Below are 16,735 nucleotides of genomic sequence, written 5' to 3'. Positions count from 1 at the left end.
AACACGCAAGTCGCCCAAACAAAATGATGGAGGATGCGCCCCAGTTGGTCTCCGGCAACCGAATCGCCCTTGTCTACGCAACCATTCCGTTATAAGCGGACTGCGAAGGTGAAATTATTTCATCGGGAGGAGTTTCATGATCAAGCTGGGCCGGTATCAACCTGGAGAAGTCATCGTAAAGGAAAACGACCAAGGGGGAACGGCCTATGTTATCGAGGAAGGAACGGTCGAAGTAAGCAAACAACGTGATGGCCGAGAGGTTTACCTTGCTTACCTTGAAGCAGGCGAATAATAGTCAATTCATTTTGCGGATAGCGCCAGCGAGCATATTGACGGTTGGTCGAGCTAACTCCACAAAGTGTTGAGCAAAGCCGAAGAGCCGGTCACGACCGAGAACGTCCGCACCGTTGACGCCCCCCATCTTGCCTCTGCAAAACCTTCCGGGATTCTCTCCTTGTGCCTCTAACTTTGTCAACGCCCATGAAAGGCAATTCACAGCCGCGTAACATTCCAAACCGCGCGTGATCGCGATCGCACAAAGGGCACATAGCCAGTCCATGAGGTCTGACTGATCTCTCACGCCCTCGGATGAGCCTTATCGTAGACTGCCGTGAGCTGATCGAGATTTAGATGCGTATACTTTTGCGTGGTTGACAAGCTCGCATGACCAAGCAGTTCTTGGATCACGCGCAGGTCGGCGCCGCTGTTGAGTAAATGCGTCGCGAAGGTATGGCGCAGGCCGTGCGGCCCCATTCTGACGGCGATGCCGGCTTTCTTGAGATGCTTTTCGACGATGCGCGCGACGCTGCGGGTGCTGATGCGCTGGCCTGAATGGTTCAAAAAAACTGGCGCGGCGCCTTTGCTCTCCACGTGCCACTTCTTGCGTTGCTCCGCGCCATAGTCGCGCAGCGCCTGCAGCGCCACTGCGCCGATCGGCACGATGCGCTCTTTCGAGCCCTTGCCGAGCACGCGCACAATGCCGAGATTAGAATCGATATCCGCCCAATTGAGACCAACCAGCTCGCTGACACGAATACCGGTGGAATAAAAAACCTCCAGCGCCGCCCGGTCGCGGGTGTCGAGAATCTTTTCGACCTTGACGCCATTTAACAAATGAAAGACATCGTCGACTGATAAAAACACCGGCAGCGGCTTTTCTTGCTTCGGCGTCTCGATCAACAGCAGCGGGTCTTTGTCGATTTCATGAGTCGCAAGTAAGTAGCCAAAGAAGCTTTTCAGCGCCGCCAGCTTGCGGCCAATGGAGCTTTTCTTACGATCCTTGGCCAACGACGCCAAGAACGCACGAATGACGTGAATATCGATTTTGCCAACATCGACGACATCGGGAGCCGCAAGGCAGAATGTGGCGTCGACTAGAAATCCCCGCAGCTGCGCCACGTCGCTGACGTAGTTGCGCTGGGTGTGCGGCGAGACGTTCCGCTGATTGCGCAGGTGCTCGCCGTAGCTTTTGATAAGTTCGTCCATGGCGTGCGGCGACTTAAGATACCACGGCGCCATGGCGAATTGAATTAGCGGGTGAAACTCTTGGCTGACTTAGCGCCGCTTCGGATTTGCATTGACCACCGTCGCGTTCACCGGCGCCGCCGGAGCGATGGTGGTTTGCGCCGTCGCACTCGTGCCGTCACTGAAACCTATCGTCAGCGTAAAGCCAGCTCCCGTACGAAAAATAAGCCGTTCGGAAAGCTCGTCGTGTCCAAGTACCACTCGGATGCGAATAGGTTGAAACTAGTGCCGGGATTTACTGCGAAGCTCACTCCGTCATTGGCACCGTTGTAAAGCGCCGTGTCCAAGCCTGCCGCCGCTCCTAACGTCCAGTAGAACGACCCGCCGTTGGTATCCCAAACCCCGCCGTCGCTGCTATCCAAACGCAGCGACGTCACCGTGCGCGTCGTCCCACCTGCTGGAAACGTCACGGTGAACGTCGGATCGGGCCGCCCATCGCCGAAGCCAAATTGATTGTTCTGCCCTACTCGATCGCGCAGCATGCCGTTGTACGTCAAGACAATCGGCCCCGTAGCGACGTTTACGGTAAATGCGTGCGTCGCGGGCGTCGTATCCTCGTTCCCGGCTTGGTCTCGCGCTTTTACAACAAAGGTGTAGTTGCCATTAGGTAAATTGCTGTAAGCCCGGCTGGTTGCCGCTCCAAATGCCGAGAAGTTCGGCTCGATTGGATCGAGCCGGTAGGCATAAACGAGGTTGCCAGTCGTCGTCGCGTTGTCTGAGCCGCTCCAACCAAACGTCGCGCTATTGGCGGTGATCGTGCCGCTCGGTCCGGCCGTAATGTTGGTGTCCGGCGCCGTGGTGTCGGATGGCGGCCCTGTGATGGTGGTCTGTGCTGTCGCGCTCGAACCGTCGCTGAAGCCCACCGTCAACGTAAATTCCGCGTCGGCATGAAACAATCCGTTGGGAAAGCTCGTCGTGTTTAAGTGCCACTCTGAGGCGAACAAATTAAAGCTCCCAGCCGGCGCTACGGCAAAACTAACCGCATCGTTGCCAGCATTATAGAGCCCAGCGTCCAAACTGCTCGCCGCCCCCAATGTCCAAAACCCGGTTCCCGCGTTAGTGTCCCACACCCCGCCGTCGCTGCTGTCCAATCGCAGCAACGTCACCGTCCGCGTCGTCCCACCCGCGGGGAAAGTCACGGTGAACGTCGGATCGGGCCGCCCATCGCCGAAACCAAATTGGTTGTTCTGGCCGACGCGGTCACGCAGCATGCCGTTGTACGCCAAGACAATCGGGCCCGCTGCCACGATGTTCACCGCGAAGGATCTAGTCGCCGGAGTGGCATCTTCGTTGCCGGCTTGATCTTTGGCTTTTACGATAAATGTGTAGTTGCCGTTGGCCAGCCCGCTGTAAGATTTCTCGGTCACAGCGCCAAAGGCTGAGAAATTCGGCTCGATCGGATCGAGACGGTAGGCATAAACTAAGTTTCCTGCAGTGCTCACGTTATCAGAACCGGTCCAATTGAAGGTCGTGCTATTCTGCGTGATCGATTGTGCCGGACCATTTGTAATACTCGTGTCCGGCGCAATGTTGTCGATGGTCCAAGTAAAAATTGCCGGTGTCGGGTCGGTGCTGCCGCCTTGATCGGTCGCCTGGACAGAAAACGTGTGACTACCCGCCACCAATCCACTGTAGCTCTTCGGGCTCGTGCAGGACGCAAAAGCGCCGCCGTCAAGCTTGCAGGCAAATGTGCTATTGGCCTTGCTCGACGTGAAAGTGAAGTCTGCGTTTGTCGCGCTCGTCAGTGCTTGCGGGCTGCCACTGATCAGAGTGTCCGGCGGGCCGTTATCAAGACCGCTAAGCGTCGCGGTGGCCACTCCGTTTGCAACGCCAATCGCGGTCACGCTCACACCGCTCGGGGCGCCGCTGTAGAAGTTGCTGTTGGGCAGCGATAAAGCGGTAAAGTTGGCGTTGCCGGAAGAGCCGGGCCAGGGGTCGCCGGCATCGCCACTATTCATATTGCGCTCCAAGTTGAACAAGTTGTCCGCCGGCACCACCGCTACTTTGTAGTGCGCGACAGCGCAGGAGGGGCCGCCGGGGAAACATTCCGCGTCGTTGTTGCTCTTGCTTGCGTCGATGCGCCATATCAGCAGTCCGGTTCCCGGGATCGCCGCGTCATAGTTGACGCGTTGCCGGTTCTCGATGAGAAAATATTCTCCCGACGAGGGCGTGCCGGGGAGCAATTGATATACCTGCGGCGTCGCCGCCGAGGCCGCAATCGACTGGTTGGCGAGCGTGCCGGTGACCAGCGTCGGGCTTGTCCATCCTTGAAAAAATTTGCTCCAGGGATCGAAATGGGCCGGTGAGTCGCCGGGACGCGCAATGCCGTTCCAGCTCCCGCCCGCCATGATGCTCCAGGCGCCAACGCCGCGCGAGCTGCCGTCGGTATCGTAAAGGTCTGGCAGGCCGAGATCATGTCCGAGCTCGTGCGCCATGATACCGATGGTCGCCTCGTGTCCCGGCGTGTTACTAGTGCTGCAATGCCATTCGCCAAAAGCCGCGTAGGTGCGCCCAACGATTTTTCCGTCGAGCGTGGGCGCCGGCACGCTGCCGCTCAATCCCCATCGATGGCCCCAGGTACTGGCGCCGCAGGGACTAGAAGTATACGAGCGCTCGTAGCCGGCAACCACGATAATAATATGTAGCTCCGTCGGCGAGAGAACGCCGTCACCGTTTAGATCGAATTGGGAGAAATCGACGTATTGATTGGCCGCGATCAAAGCATCGCGCGTAATATTGCGGTTGCGGTTGTCGATGGCGCTGCCGGTGTTGGGGTGAGTGTAATTGAGCGTCACGCTAACGATGCCGTCGTTGACTAGCCCGCCAAGCGCCACGTTATTTTCCGGCGCCGGCTCAATTGAGAAGTTGCCGTAGGATGCCGTTTGGTAATAGTGCCTAACACTGCCCGTGGCGCCGAAAAACTTGTTATGCAGGCTTGCCGCAGTGCTGCCAACGCGCACCGACGGGGTGAAATCTGCATGGATGACCAGTAGCGGCTGACTGCCCAAATTCGCCGTCAAACTTGGCGCCGCGAATGGCGCCGCCTCAGCGGCAAGCCCCGGCGCGCGCGCCGGCCTTTCGCGGATGAATTTACGGATCCCCGTCGGCGCATGGCGTCCGACAATCCGATTTGATCGGCGCATTCCGCCACTGGGTGCGTCTTCGGCAAACATCCAGTAGCCCGTGCGATCGTCTTTCAGTATCGTGTAGCCGTCGGGCGTGCGCAGGCCATTGCTCCATTCATCGCCGAATTGCCGCACGGTGATAACCGTTCCATCCGGCTGGCGCAAGTCCTCGGGCGTGGTTCGTGCCGGCACCGCGAGCAGTTCAGCCGGTGGCAACAAGCCGATGACAATCCAAGCAGCGACAAGTAGTGCAAACTCTCTATATCCCATCCATTTCATGACCCACCTCACTGCGCCCGCGGTATGAGAGCCGATTCGAGTATCCAGTAGTGGCCACGGCGCTCATCGCCTTGAAAGCTGATTCGTACCTTTACCTTTTGCCCTTTCACCGCGTCACTCCCAAGCGGCTCGCGCGTCAGGGCCTCAATGGTCCGGCCCTCATAGCCGCGCAAGACATTGTCCGCGCCGGGAACCGCCTCGACGTTCGTTATACGAAGTTGATAGCGAAATAGTTTTTGCTGCGGTTGGATATCGAGCGTGGAGGAGTCGACAACGGCAATCGCCACGACCGCAGCGACCACCCAGCTTTCATTGGGCGCCATCGGCACCGCCTCGACCGCAAGCCTGGAGAACGCTATCGAGAACAACAATAGCTGCGCTGTCAGCACGCGCCGGATGATCCGTGCCTTCATAAGCTCACCAGGTAATTCACAACGCACCTAAAACTCGATCGAGACCCGAATACAGCCCAGATAACGTTGGACTTTCGCGTAGCCTCTTTGCCTCCCTTTGGCTGAGTTGGCCAAGTCGAGGCAGATATATCGAATGTCCATCGGGAGGGCAAGCCAATGTTCCACTGTGAGATCCGGGGCTTGCGCTCCACAACAACCGGTCGCCCGACAGCCGCGCTTTTTTATTCTTGAGATAGCCGCAATTCTAAGCAACAGTACAGTTTATGCCGCAAGAGAAGATCCTGTTCGCCAACGAACGCGGTGCGACCTTGTCCGGCGTCTGGCATCACCCGTTCGGGGGGCCGCGCGGCGCCGCGATTCTCTGCCATGGCATGGAGTCGACCAAGAACAGTGAAAAATTGATGCAGCTCGCCGACGCGTTGGCCGAGCGCGGCATACTCGCGCTGCGTTTCGATTTTTCCTACGTCGGCGACTCTAGCGGAAACTTGGCCGACATTACCTACAGCGGCGAAGTCGCGGATCTGCGCGCCGCGTTTGAGTTGATCGCGCGCCGCAGCGCCGGCAAGGTCGCGCTCTTTGGCTCGAGTATGGGCGGCACTGTGGCGTTGTTGTTTGCCGCTCAGGAAGCGGCCATTGCCGGCGTCGCGACGCTCGCCGCACCGCTCCACCCGGAAAAATTTCCCAAACGAATATTGACGCCGGAGGAACTGCGACAGTGGCGCACCAGCGGCTTTACGATCTACCACGGCCAGCGGTTGAATGTTTCGCTGCTTGAAGATTTGGAAAAAATCGACGTGCCTGCCGCGGCGCGACGGATCGCTTGCCCGGTGCTGATTCTGCACGGCGACCGCGACGAGATCGTGCCGGTAGAAGAGGCTTATGAGCTTTATGCCTGCCTGCCCGGCGCCAAACAGTTGTCGATCTTTCGCGGCGCCGATCATCGCTTGTCGGGCGCCGGCGACATGCGCTTGGCCATGCAAGAAGCTTTGACTTGGATCGTGGATAGCGTAGGCTGATTAGCTCATGAAACGTCTCTGGACGAAACACTTAAGCGTGCTAATTTGGTTTTCGCTTTTCTTTGCCTGCAACCGCGATCTGAGCGGCCCCCAGGGAGTCGTCGAAGAATTTATCGATCAACACTACGTGCAGATCAATTTGTCTAAAGCCAAAGCCTACGCGGTCAGTCTCGCCCTCGACAAGATCAACGAGGAGATTCGCCTGACCGAGGGCCATAAGATCGACGCTGCCACACAAAAACCCAGGGTCAACTACAAACTGCTGGAAAAAAGAGAGAGCGACAAACGGGCGTCCTTTCTGTACGAAGGCACCATTCAATCCGACGACGGCAGCGTATTTACCCGCAAATGGCTCATCGCGGCGCGCAAAGACGGTGCTCACTGGCGCGTCTCAAACTTCAGCGAATCGGAATAGCCGGCGATTGGTTCTTTATGGGCGTTGGCGCTACGGGATCACTGCGTTCTGCGTCGCCGACGTGCCATCGGCGAAGGTTGCGCCGAGCGTGAAAACCGGCGTTTCCGCTTTCACCGTCACGCTCCCGCCGGCGCGGTCACCGGGGCTGGTGTCGATTCCTTCGGCTTGGGCTTGATTTGCAACGCCAGCCCAGCGGCGATCATTGCAATAAACCCTCCGGCGAGAAAAGCGACGTTGTAGTCGCCGAGATAATCGCGCACCGCTCCTGCCGCCGAAGCCATGATCGCCGCGCCGATCTGATGCGACATGAATATCCAACCGTAGACCTTGCCGACGTTTTGCCGGCCAAAAGTATCGGCGGTGATCGCCATCGACGGCGGCACCGTGGCAAACCAATCGAGGCCATAGACGATCGCGAACAACACTAAGCCGTTGAAGTCTTTGACGAAGGGCAAAATCAACAGCGACACGCCGCGCAGCGCATATACCAAGGCTAACCATTTGTGAGCTGCCACCCGATCGATCATCCAGCCGGAAAACGTCGTGCCGACGATGTTCAGCGTGCCCATAATCCCGACCAGCGACGCCGCCATGACTTGCGGAATGCCGATTTCAACTTCGTGCGGAATCAAATGTGTCCCGATCAAACCATTGGCCGTGCCGCCGCACACAAAAAAACTGCCGCACAGCAGCCAGAAGGTTGGATGGCTCACGACTTCGCGAGCGGTAATCGTGGCGTTTTTTGCCGAAGTCCCCCGCAGCGAAGCTGCGCCGGCTTTGGCTGTAGCATTCGGATCGCCGGCGCCGTAGGGTTCGAGCCCCACTTCGGCCGGATCGTCGCGCATGAAAAGAAAAAGCAGCGGCAAGAGAATAATCGCGATGATGATCAAAGCCGACGAGCCGAAGCGCCACCCGGAAGTGGCGATGAGCCACATAAAAAGCGGCAGAAAAATCAACTGCCCCGTGGAACTGGCGCTGCCGAGAATGCCCAGCGCCAAACCGCGGTGCGCGACAAACCAGCGATTGCCGACAGTGGCGGTCAACACCGAACCAACACCGCCGGCGCCAAGGCCAACGATGACGCCCCAGACCAAAAAGAACTGCCAAAACTGGTCCATCACCACGGTGCCGCTGACCCCGGCGATCAATAGGATCAAGCTGCCGAGCATCACCTTGCGCGGCCCATACTTGTCGATCAAATAACCGCTGATCGGCGCAGCCACGCCGAACAAGAGCAAATTCATGCTGATTGCCGACGCGATCAGCGCCCGGCTCCAGCCGAATTCAGCTTCTAAAGGATGGATCAACACCGACGGCGAAGAACGCACGCCAGCGCTCGTCAAAGTGGTTAGAAAACAAAGCGCAACAACGAACCAACCGTAGTAGAAAGGTAACGAGAGTGGCGGTCGTTTACCGGAGTTAGCCGGGGTGTCAATTGCCATCTCCCATAGATAGTCTGCTTTCGCAGAAATGACAACCACGTTTGTTTTCGCCTCTTCGCTGCGTCATATTTGCTGCCATGAAACCGAGATTCTCTCTGACACCGCCCGTTTTCCTGCTCATCGTCCTGTGCGTCATGGCCGGCGTCGCTCATAGCCAAGGCCCGCGCGAAGAGATCCCTTTCGTGCCGACGCCGGTGGAAGTCATCGACCGCATGCTGGAGTTGGCCGAAGTGAAAAAAGGCGATGTCGTCTATGACCTCGGCAGCGGCGACGGCCGCATCGTCATTCGCGCTGCGCAGAAATACCGCGTCAAAGCCGTGGGCATTGAGATGGACCAGTTGCTGCTGGCAAAAGCGAGAAAAGACGCCAAAGCCGCCGGCGTCAGCCACCTAGTCGAGTTCCGCGCCGAAGACGCGCTCAAAGCCGACATCTCCCGCGCCACAGTGGTCACGCTCTACATGCTGCCCTGGTTCAACCAAGCGATGAAGCCAAGCTTCAAAAAACAGCTCAAACCCGGCACGAGAATCGTCGCCCACGACTTCGGCATTGAAGGCTGGGAGCCGGATAACTCAATCAAACTACCCACGCCGGAGAAGAAGGGAAAAGACATTCTGCACTATCACACGATCCACCTGTGGCGGATGGGCGAGAAGTATCGGTGAGTTTCTGTGAGAAGCGATACCGATCGGTATCACTTCCCCATTGCGAATTTTAGTGCGCCAGCTGCACCATTCCCCCCTTAACAGCACATGCGCGGCGGCGCCGGCGTGACATTGGAACTCGGTCGGGCTCGCAGTCGTTTCATTGCGGAAATAGCTCACGATATTGACCACGGCGTCGGCGCCCGCTCTTTGCGCTCGCTTTTGCAGCGCTTGCAGAGCTTCGCGAAAGGCGGCTTTGCACGATTCTTCATCGCGTTCCGGACGGGTTGATACCTTCTCATGCACCGAAGCGCTGCCCAAGCGCTTAGCCACGGCTGGGGCCTTCTGCTGGGCAAAGAAAAACCGCACCGAGCCATCGATGTTGGCGCTTTGCATGGCGTCATTAATCGAAACAATGGGCTTGACATTGCGCGCGTCAACAACGCGCGCAATGACGCACGTTAGCAGCACAGCCAGCGTCACCGCGATCCATCGTGTCACGGTCGGGTCTTTTTGTTGCGCCTCACCCGGTGAGATACCAGCCTACTTATCGGCGACCGTTGCGTACTCGCCGCGCAGCACGACTCCGGCAATCAGCGCGCCGGCATGGCACTCGAACTCCGACTGGCTCGACATGATTTTCCTGTCGTAGTAGCTCACAATGTTAACCACGGCATTGGCACCGAGTGACTAACAAGGCGCCGGCAAGAAAACGCGGCTCAATATGCCCATCGCCGAGCCAAATCGCCAAGGGATATGCCAGCGTGATCGGCACCGCCAAGATCGCAGCCATGCGGCGCACGAGAACTACCCGACCATCAATCCGGCCAACGCATCGACCACGTCCTGCACCGTGCGCACGCTCTTGAAAGTTTCCGGCGCCAGCCGTTTGCCGGTGAGCTCTTTGAATTTAACCGCCAGGTCCACGGCGTCGATGCTATCGATATCAAGGTCGGTGTAGAGGTTGGCCTGCGGCGTGATCCGCGTCTTGTCCAATTCGAACATTTCGCTCAGCAGGCCGACCAGCCAGGGATAAATTTCGTCTTGGGTCTGCGGTAAGGCCGCGCTCATTTCGCCTGATCCCCATTTTTGCGCTGCGTTTCGATCATGCTAGCAAGCGCGCGCACCGAGCTAAAATGCCGCCGGTTCTCTTCTGCGCTCGCCGACAGCACAATGCCGTAGCGCTTCTGAATCGCCACGCCCAACTCGAGCGCATCGATAGAATCTAACCCCAACCCAGCGACAAACAGCGGCGCCGCGCTGTCGATGTCGGCCGCCGTGATGTCTTCGAGCTGCAAGACATCGATGATCATTTGCTTGATCTCGTCCTCAAACGGCTGCATGAATACGATTCTCCCTCGTGAAAAACTCGCGCAAATAGTCGGTCAGATGGCGCGCCGCCAAACCATCGCCAGCCGGCTGCGCCGCGAACTGCGCCACAGCAATGTCCTCTCTGACTTCGATATCATATTGCGATCGCTGCGGCGTCATCTTCCACCAGCGAACATCGCGCGCCAGCATCACCGGCCGGCAGCGGATCAGCACGGGCGTGATATCGCGGCGTGCCCGCAGCGCGACGTGAGCAGCGCCGCGCTGCAACTTGAAAGTGCCGTCGGAGGCAGTGCGCGTCCCTTCGGGAAAAATAATCAAATTTTCCCCGCGCTCCAAGGCCGCTACACAGTCGGCCAGCAGCGCTTCGCTATCGTCGTTGCGAATATAGTCGGCGGCCGCCACCGGGGCGCGGAAAAACGGGTTGCGCCAGAGCGCCCCTTTGACAATGCAATCCGCCCGCCGCACCAGCGACATCAGAAACACGATATCGAGAAACGTCGGATGATTGGCAAGATCAACAGACCGCGGCGCTCAAGTCTCTCGGCTCCCATCACTTTATAATCCAATACCCGCGTCAAGCGCAAAAAGCCGATCAACGAAGCAAAGCTCCAACCGATGAAATCGCGCGCAAGATTGGCGCGCTCCTGGCGATCGCGGACAAAAAGCCGGATGATGGGAAAGGCGACCAGTTGGATCAAGCCACCGACGCCGAACGCAAAAAACCCCACCGCGACAAAAAAACCCGCGACCAGCGGGCGAATACGCTAAGCATCGCGCGACCACAGCCAGCGCCGTCCGTCGCAGACGCGTTCCGTGCGGGAGTCGCCAAGCAGATAAAAGCGCAGCACGGCCAACCCCCCTGACAATGCGCTGGCGTCCGCCGGCGCGCTCTCCGCCGCAGCCCAGGCAAGTGTGATCCTGTTGGCGGCGGCGGGCTCCATCAACCAGGCCCAAGCGAAGGGTTGTTCGTGACAGTCGTGAAAGGATCGATACACCGCCGGCAGCGGGCAATCGTAAACCACCAGCAAAACCGCAGGCTCGCCGTCAGCCAACAGGCCGCAAGCTTCGATCACGCCGTGCTCCACGCTGCTTTGGCCCGCGGCCATGGCGATATGATTAGCGCGGTCGCGCCGCGCCATGGAAAAGAGTCCGCCCACCGCATTGTGCACCGACAGAGCGAAGGAAGTCGGCGACAACGGCTGATCTTTCGCGAGATCCGCGAGCATTGTCGCCGAGCGCTCCGCCTCGCCGTGGCGCGAGCAAAAGACGATCGGCACATCGCGCCGTTCGTCCAAACAGCGATAAGCGACTTCCAGCGCCATTTTCGCTAGCGTGCCGGCGCGGCGCCGCAGCATGGCGGGCATCGCCTTGAGCGGCGGCTCGCCAGCGCTGGCGATCTCGACTGCGCCTTTTGCCCACGCTTGCCAAGCCGCCGGGCTCTCCAGCCCCGGAGCCCAGGCTGCGTGGGCGCCGATCGAGAACGAAACTTCGCTGCTCATTTGGGCAACAACGACGGCAGCGCCTCGGCCAACTTTTGCAGGGCTTTGCCGCGATGGCTCACCGTGGCTTTGAGCTCGCGCTCGATCTCGCCGAAGGTCTCGCCAAAGGGCGCAAAGAAAAACAGCGGATCGTAGCCAAAGCCGTGCGCGCCTTTGGGCGCAAAGGCAATGCGCCCCTCGCAGGATTGGCGCACCGTCCAATCCGCCATGCCGCGATTTCTCGGCGCGCACAAGGCTAAGGCGCAAACAAACCGCGCCGTTCGCCGTTTCTCTGGCACCCCGCGCAACTCGTGCAGCAGCTTGCGATTATTTTCGTCGTCGTCGAATTCCGGACCGGCATAGCGGGCCGAATAGATTCCTGGCGCGCCGCCGAGCGCGTCGACTTCCAAGCCCGAGTCGTCAGCCAGCGTCAGCAATCCGGAAAAATCCGCCAGCGTGCGCGCTTTCTTGAGCGCGTTGGCTTCAAAGGTCGCGCCGTCTTCGACCACGTTGGGATAACTTGCCAAACTTTTGAGCGAAATAATTTGCAGCGGCAGTTTGCTCAGGTAAGCCTGAACTTCGGCAAATTTTCCTTGATTGGTAGTCGCGATCAATAATTCCGTCATCGCAGGAGGGCTCAGCCGAGCGACGCCAGGATCCTTTTTTGTGCTTTAAGCAATTCCTTAATACCGCCCTGAGCGATCTCCGCCATCTGTTCCATCTGTTTGCGGCTAAACGGCTCGTGCTCGGCGGTGCCTTGCACTTCGATGAATTTGCCCGAACCGGTCATGACGAAATTCATGTCGACTTCGGCGCGGCTGTCTTCTTCGTAGCAGAGATCGAGGAGAATCTTGCCATCGATGATGCCGATGCTGACCGCCGCCACCGCATCTTTGAGCGGGTCGCGGTTCATCAAGCCTTTGTTGAGCCATTTGCTCAGCGCCTCTGCGACGGCGATATAGGCGCCGGTGATCGACGCCGTGCGGGTGCCGCCGTCGGCTTGAATGACGTCGCAGTCGATCCAAATGGTCCGCTCGCCGAGTAATGTTAGATCCGCCACCGCGCGCAAACTGCGGCCGATCAGCCGTTGGATCTCATGAGTCCGCCCGCCAACTTTGCCGCGCGACGATTCGCGGCCGATGCGCTGCTGCGACGAGCCCGGCAGCATGCCGTACTCGGCGGTGATCCAGCCCTTGCCGCTGTTGCGCAAAAACGGCGGCACCCGCTCTTCCAATTTTGCCGTGCAAATGACCTTGGTGTCGCCCATCTCAATCAGCACCGAGCCATCGGCGGTCTTAATGTAGCTCGGCGTAATCTTCACCGGCCTCAACTCTTTTGGCTTGCGCCCATCACTTCGCATTTTTCTTAACTCGTTCAAACTGTTCCAATCGGTTCACGCCGCTCAAAGCGTGACAAACCAAGCCCCGTTCCGGCTGCTGCCGGTTGCCTCAAGCCTCACGCCTGCAAATGAAACACCACCATCTTCAACTCGGTCATCTCTTGCACCGCGTATTTCGGCCCTTCTTTGCCGAAACCAGAATCTTTGAGGCCGCCGTAGGGCATGAGATCGACGCGCCACTGCGAGCCCCAGTTGACATGGAGATTGCCCGCCTCTGCTTCGCGGGCAAACTTCATCGCCCATTCGACGTTATCGGTAAAAATGCCCGCTGCCAGTCCGTAGACGCTATCGTTGGCCAGCGCGATGGCCTCGTCAATGGTGTCGAACGGCGTCACCGCAACTGCCGGACCAAAGAGCTCGTCGCGCGAAATGCGCATATCCGGATGTACATCGGCGACCACCGCCGGCAAATAGATCGCGCCGCGGCGCCCGCCGCCGGCGACTAACCTCGCGCCGCCGCTGACCGCTTCGTTAACCCATTCATCGACGCGCACAGCCTCGCTCTCTTTGACCATCGGACCGACTTTGTTCTTTTCGTCGAGTTGATTGCCGGTGGTGAGCGCTTCAACTTTCGGCTTTAGGACCTTTAGCAAATCGCCATAGATTTTCTTGCCCGCTAACACGCGCTGCGTCGAGATGCAGGTTTGGCCGGCATTGCCGTAGCCGGTCATCGCCAAAACTGTCGCAACCTTCTCCAAATCGGCATCGGGCATCACAATCACCGGGCTGTTCGAACCGAGCTCCATGGTGACTTTTTTTATGCCCGCCGTGCGGCAAATGCGATCGCCGATTTCCCGACTTCCAGTGAACGTAACCTTGCGCACGCGCCGGTCCGCAACGAGGGCATCGCCAATTTCACCGCCAGAACCGGTCAGACATTGAATCCCTTCGGGCGGCAGTCCCGCTTCGAGTAGAATTTCCGTCAGCTTCAACGCCGAGAGCGGCGTATCCGACGCCGGCTTGACGATCACCGAGTTGCCCGCCGCCAAAGCCGGCCCGACTTTGTGCGTGACCAGATTGAGCGGAAAATTAAACGGCGCAATCGCCGCGACAACGCCGCAGGGAACCCGCAGCGTAAAGCCCAATTTTTTGCTGCCGGTGGGGTCGGCATCCAACGGCACCGTTTCGCCGTGCAGCCGCTTGGCCTCTTCCGCCGACCCCATCATAGTTTCCACTGCGCGGCTCGCTTCGCCGCGCCCTTCAGCAATGATTTTGCCCTCTTCCTTGGAGATGATTTGACCGAGCTCTTCGTTGCGCGCCGCCATCATGTCAGCCGCCTTGCGCAGAATCTTCCAGCGCTCGTAGGAAGACAGCTTAGCCATGACCTTCGCGCCCCGCTCGGCAAACGCCAAGGCGTTCTCTAAATCATTGGCATCCGCCTTCGGCACCGCATCGATGACCGAACTATCGAAAGGATTGGTGACTTCGATTTTTTGGGATTTGTCGATCCACGCTCCAGCGATGAAATCCTTCATAACACCTTCTCACTTCTCGGTTCTGTCATGCGGCCGAAAAAAGCTCCGGCCGTAAGCGCGATGAAACGCCGTCCATTTCGAGCCGGCTTCTTTCTCCGGCATGTTTTGAATCGCCTGAATCTTGCCGTCGAGGTCGTCGAGCGAGTGCAAAATCACCGCTTCTAAAGTCTGCGGCAACTTCGGCGAGCCAAATTCATATTCACCATGATGGCTCACAAGCATATGCTTGACCAGCAGCGCCAGCTCTTTTGGAAAGTCGGGAATCGTCGCGATCTTCTGATTGACCATCTCGACTTCCATGACCAAGTGACCGAGCAGTTGCCCCTCATCGGTGTATTCGACGGCGCGGTCGTAGGAGAATTCGTAAACTTTGCCAATGTCATGGAGAAAACCGCCGACCAGCAGCAAGTCGACGTCGATGTTGCGATAGTTCTCGACGACTTTGAGAATCAGCTTGAGCAGCGACAGGGTGTGCTCCAAAAGCCCGCTAATATAAGGATGATGAATGGTCTTGGCACCCGGCGCTTGCTTCAACCGGTTCATCAAATCTTCGTCGGCGAACCACGCTTCGACCAGCGCCAGTAAGTGGGGATTTTTGATACCGCGCAAAATCGTTTGCAGCTCGGCGACCATCGCCTCCGGATCGAGCGCGCTCTTTGGCAAAAAATCCTCCGGCGCCACCGTCTTCTCATCGACCCGCGAAACATCCTGCACACGGATCTGCATCTTACCCTGATAAAGCGTCGCCTGGCCGCGCACCCGGACAAAATCGTTTTTGTCGAAACCGCGCGCCAAGTCATCGGCCCGGTCCCACACCCGCCCTTCGATCTCACCGGTGCGGTCGAGCAGCTTCAAAATCAGATAGCCGTTGCCGTTCTTGGTGACACCATGGTTTTTGGTCGCCACCAAAAACAGCGAATCGACTAGCTGGTTATCGCGAATATCCGCGGCGAAGAGCGATTCCATAGCGAGACTCCTGTTGTCTATCTCAACGCGTGCGCTATATCGAAAAGCGTGCGCACCAGAAAATGCTGCAAGAAAAGCACGGCCAGCCAAACTACGATCGGCGACAAGTCAAAGCCGGCCGCGGTCATCGGCAGCTTTGCGCGCACTCGATCCAATATCGGATCGGTAGCCAGATGCAGAAAGCGCACCAGCGGATTGTACGGGTCGGCGTTGACGTAGGAAATCACCACCCGGCCAATCAAAATCCAGACATACGCCCACAGCACATAGTCCAAGATTTGCGCAAAGGCGATGATCAAGTTTGCCAAAACGAACATCAGCTCTTTCTCGGCCCGAACAGCGCCGTGCCAATACGCACGATCGTCGCGCCTTCTTCGATCGCGACTGAAAAATCGTGGGTCATGCCCATGGATAGCTCAGTTGGATGCACGTTGGCGATTTTCTGCGCTCTGAGTTTTTCGCTCAGCTCCCGTAACTCGCGAAAGAATGGCCTGACTTCCTCTGAGTTTTCACGAAACGGCGGCACGGTCATCAAACCCTCAACGCAAAGATTCGGCAGCTCGGCGATGCCGTCGAGCAACGCCGTCAACTGGCTCCTCGCGACGCCAGTCTTACTCTCTTCGCCGGCCAGGTTCACCTCAATAAACGTGCGAACAATCTTGCCCCGCTTCTTGCCTTCCTTGTCCAACTCGCGCGCCAGAGCAAGATTATCCAAGGACTCGACGACGTCGAACAAATCCACCGCCATCTTGGCTTTGTTGCGCTGCAAGTGACCGATCATGTGCCACTCGGCTGGCACCGTGATTTGCTGAATCTTCTCCTGCGCTTCTTGAACATAGTTTTCACCGATTAACGAAACACCCGCGGCGATCGCAGCACGAACCGCGTGAGCGCTCTGCGACTTGGCGGCGGCTAACAGCCTAACAGCAGTCCCTGGTCGGCCAGATCGAAGCGCAGCTTGTGCGATCCGATCCGAGACCTTCCGGTAATTCGCGGCGACATCTATCATGAGGGATTTTGCTTATCATAAGGGGATTCACAATTCACCCTCGGCTTGACAATCTTGAGCTGCGCGGTTTGGCACAAGATTTTCTCCGTGAACATCCCTGCCTAAATCTCATTCCTCGGCCAGAAGCCGCCCATTTGCAGCTGCTCGCGATCGCCGCAGCACTGGTGGAATTGCTCGCTCTGAGAACCAAACAGCCCGCACCTAGCTGGACCGCGGAGATC

At 58.2% G+C, this 16,735-nt stretch carries 17 protein-coding genes and 1 pseudogene; 4 read left to right on the top strand and 14 right to left on the bottom strand.

The annotated features are described in order from the left end of the window. Positions 1–136: 136 nt before the first annotated feature. A complete protein-coding gene (locus FJ145_12730; protein ID MBM4262278.1) occupies positions 137–292 on the top strand; it encodes a cyclic nucleotide-binding domain-containing protein in 156 nt (51 codons plus the stop codon). A gap of 284 nt (positions 293–576) precedes the next feature. On the opposite strand, the gene FJ145_12725 is transcribed toward FJ145_12730, so the two are convergent. The 3 genes from FJ145_12725 to FJ145_12715 all read right to left on the bottom strand — a co-directional run bounded on the left by FJ145_12725 (position 577) and on the right by FJ145_12715 (position 5,341). Further along, positions 577–1,485, bottom strand: coding sequence for a tyrosine recombinase XerC (locus tag FJ145_12725; protein ID MBM4262277.1), 909 nt, complete (start codon positions 1,483–1,485; stop codon positions 577–579). Positions 1,486–1,658: 173 nt separating this feature from the next. Next, positions 1,659–4,928: a M6 family metalloprotease domain-containing protein gene (locus FJ145_12720; GenBank protein MBM4262276.1), complete on the bottom strand. Its 3,270-nt coding sequence runs from the start codon at positions 4,926–4,928 to the stop codon at positions 1,659–1,661. Positions 4,929–4,936: 8 nt separating this feature from the next. Further along, positions 4,937–5,341, bottom strand: a complete 405-nt coding sequence (locus FJ145_12715; GenBank protein MBM4262275.1) for a hypothetical protein — start codon at positions 5,339–5,341, stop codon at positions 4,937–4,939. Positions 5,342–5,604: 263 nt separating this feature from the next. On the opposite strand from FJ145_12715, the gene FJ145_12710 reads away from it, so the two are divergent. Together FJ145_12710 and FJ145_12705 are read left to right on the top strand one after the other, a co-directional pair. After that, on the top strand, positions 5,605–6,357 hold the full coding sequence (locus tag FJ145_12710; GenBank protein ID MBM4262274.1) for an alpha/beta hydrolase: 753 nt from the start codon (positions 5,605–5,607) through the stop codon (positions 6,355–6,357). A 7-nt stretch (positions 6,358–6,364) separates the two neighbouring features. Beyond that, positions 6,365–6,772 carry a hypothetical protein gene (locus tag FJ145_12705; protein MBM4262273.1) on the top strand — a complete coding sequence of 136 codons (408 nt, stop codon included), beginning with the start codon at positions 6,365–6,367 and terminating at the stop codon, positions 6,770–6,772. A gap of 116 nt (positions 6,773–6,888) precedes the next feature. Here FJ145_12705 and FJ145_12700 read toward each other — a convergent pair whose 3' ends face one another. After that, on the bottom strand, positions 6,889–8,214 hold the full coding sequence (locus FJ145_12700) for an MFS transporter (GenBank protein ID MBM4262272.1): 1,326 nt from the start codon (positions 8,212–8,214) through the stop codon (positions 6,889–6,891). A gap of 173 nt (positions 8,215–8,387) precedes the next feature. Here FJ145_12700 and FJ145_12695 point away from each other — a divergent pair, with 173 nt between their 5' ends. Then, positions 8,388–8,876 (top strand): methyltransferase domain-containing protein, encoded by a 489-nt coding sequence (locus FJ145_12695; GenBank protein ID MBM4262271.1) that lies wholly within the window; start codon positions 8,388–8,390, stop codon positions 8,874–8,876. A 786-nt stretch (positions 8,877–9,662) separates the two neighbouring features. On the opposite strand, the gene FJ145_12690 is transcribed toward FJ145_12695, so the two are convergent. From FJ145_12690 to FJ145_12645, 10 genes and pseudogenes are all read right to left on the bottom strand, one after another. Next, complete coding sequence (locus FJ145_12690) at positions 9,663–9,926, bottom strand: acyl carrier protein (GenBank protein ID MBM4262270.1); 264 nt, start codon at positions 9,924–9,926, stop codon at positions 9,663–9,665. Further along, positions 9,923–10,198, bottom strand: a complete 276-nt coding sequence (locus FJ145_12685) for an acyl carrier protein (GenBank protein MBM4262269.1) — start codon at positions 10,196–10,198, stop codon at positions 9,923–9,925. Before FJ145_12685 ends, FJ145_12690 begins: the two co-directional genes overlap by 4 nt. Further along, a pseudogene (locus FJ145_12680) lies at positions 10,185–10,948 on the bottom strand (1-acyl-sn-glycerol-3-phosphate acyltransferase). The gene FJ145_12685 and the pseudogene FJ145_12680 overlap by 14 nt, the downstream one beginning before the upstream one ends. A gap of 3 nt (positions 10,949–10,951) precedes the next feature. Continuing rightward, positions 10,952–11,686: a beta-ketoacyl synthase chain length factor gene (locus FJ145_12675; GenBank protein ID MBM4262268.1), complete on the bottom strand. Its 735-nt coding sequence runs from the start codon at positions 11,684–11,686 to the stop codon at positions 10,952–10,954. Further along, on the bottom strand, positions 11,683–12,291 hold the full coding sequence (locus FJ145_12670) for an XTP/dITP diphosphatase (GenBank protein MBM4262267.1): 609 nt from the start codon (positions 12,289–12,291) through the stop codon (positions 11,683–11,685). Before FJ145_12670 ends, FJ145_12675 begins: the two co-directional genes overlap by 4 nt. 11 nt (positions 12,292–12,302) lie before the next feature. Beyond that, positions 12,303–13,025: a ribonuclease PH gene (locus FJ145_12665; GenBank protein ID MBM4262266.1), complete on the bottom strand. Its 723-nt coding sequence runs from the start codon at positions 13,023–13,025 to the stop codon at positions 12,303–12,305. Positions 13,026–13,120: 95 nt separating this feature from the next. Then, complete coding sequence (locus tag FJ145_12660; GenBank protein ID MBM4262265.1) at positions 13,121–14,539, bottom strand: aldehyde dehydrogenase family protein; 1,419 nt, start codon at positions 14,537–14,539, stop codon at positions 13,121–13,123. 9 nt (positions 14,540–14,548) lie between these two features. Next, positions 14,549–15,505, bottom strand: coding sequence for an HD domain-containing protein (locus tag FJ145_12655; GenBank protein MBM4262264.1), 957 nt, complete (start codon positions 15,503–15,505; stop codon positions 14,549–14,551). Positions 15,506–15,522: 17 nt separating this feature from the next. Further along, entirely contained in the window at positions 15,523–15,822 is a 300-nt protein-coding gene (locus tag FJ145_12650) for a YggT family protein (protein ID MBM4262263.1), read from the bottom strand. Then, on the bottom strand, positions 15,822–16,514 hold the full coding sequence (locus tag FJ145_12645; GenBank protein MBM4262262.1) for a YggS family pyridoxal phosphate-dependent enzyme: 693 nt from the start codon (positions 16,512–16,514) through the stop codon (positions 15,822–15,824). Before FJ145_12645 ends, FJ145_12650 begins: the two co-directional genes overlap by 1 nt. Positions 16,515–16,735 lie beyond the last annotated feature (221 nt).

The organism is Deltaproteobacteria bacterium (genome assembly GCA_016874755.1).
In the GTDB taxonomy this organism is placed as follows: domain Bacteria; phylum Desulfobacterota; class Binatia; order UBA9968; family UBA9968; genus DP-20.
Note: the sequence above shows the minus strand (reverse complement) of the source record. Positions and strands in the feature narration are given on the sequence as shown.

Bases quoted from the DNA above. Each gene is read 5' to 3' on its own strand.
- FJ145_12730 (MBM4262278.1), top strand. From the start codon at position 137: ATGATCAAGCTGGGCCGGTATCAACCTGGAGAAGTCATCGTAAAGGAA.
- FJ145_12725 (MBM4262277.1), bottom strand. From the start codon at position 1,485: ATGGACGAACTTATCAAAAGCTACGGCGAGCACCTGCGCAATCAGCGG.
- FJ145_12720 (MBM4262276.1), bottom strand. From the start codon at position 4,928: ATGAAATGGATGGGATATAGAGAGTTTGCACTACTTGTCGCTGCTTGG.
- FJ145_12715 (MBM4262275.1), bottom strand. From the start codon at position 5,341: ATGAAGGCACGGATCATCCGGCGCGTGCTGACAGCGCAGCTATTGTTG.
- FJ145_12710 (MBM4262274.1), top strand. From the start codon at position 5,605: ATGCCGCAAGAGAAGATCCTGTTCGCCAACGAACGCGGTGCGACCTTG.
- FJ145_12705 (MBM4262273.1), top strand. From the start codon at position 6,365: ATGAAACGTCTCTGGACGAAACACTTAAGCGTGCTAATTTGGTTTTCG.
- FJ145_12700 (MBM4262272.1), bottom strand. From the start codon at position 8,214: ATGGCAATTGACACCCCGGCTAACTCCGGTAAACGACCGCCACTCTCG.
- FJ145_12690 (MBM4262270.1), bottom strand. From the start codon at position 9,926: ATGAGCGCGGCCTTACCGCAGACCCAAGACGAAATTTATCCCTGGCTG.
- FJ145_12685 (MBM4262269.1), bottom strand. From the start codon at position 10,198: ATGCAGCCGTTTGAGGACGAGATCAAGCAAATGATCATCGATGTCTTG.
- FJ145_12675 (MBM4262268.1), bottom strand. From the start codon at position 11,686: ATGAGCAGCGAAGTTTCGTTCTCGATCGGCGCCCACGCAGCCTGGGCT.
- FJ145_12670 (MBM4262267.1), bottom strand. From the start codon at position 12,291: ATGACGGAATTATTGATCGCGACTACCAATCAAGGAAAATTTGCCGAA.
- FJ145_12665 (MBM4262266.1), bottom strand. From the start codon at position 13,025: ATGCGAAGTGATGGGCGCAAGCCAAAAGAGTTGAGGCCGGTGAAGATT.
- FJ145_12660 (MBM4262265.1), bottom strand. From the start codon at position 14,539: ATGAAGGATTTCATCGCTGGAGCGTGGATCGACAAATCCCAAAAAATC.
- FJ145_12655 (MBM4262264.1), bottom strand. From the start codon at position 15,505: ATGGAATCGCTCTTCGCCGCGGATATTCGCGATAACCAGCTAGTCGAT.
- FJ145_12650 (MBM4262263.1), bottom strand. From the start codon at position 15,822: ATGTTCGTTTTGGCAAACTTGATCATCGCCTTTGCGCAAATCTTGGAC.
- FJ145_12645 (MBM4262262.1), bottom strand. From the start codon at position 16,514: ATGATAGATGTCGCCGCGAATTACCGGAAGGTCTCGGATCGGATCGCA.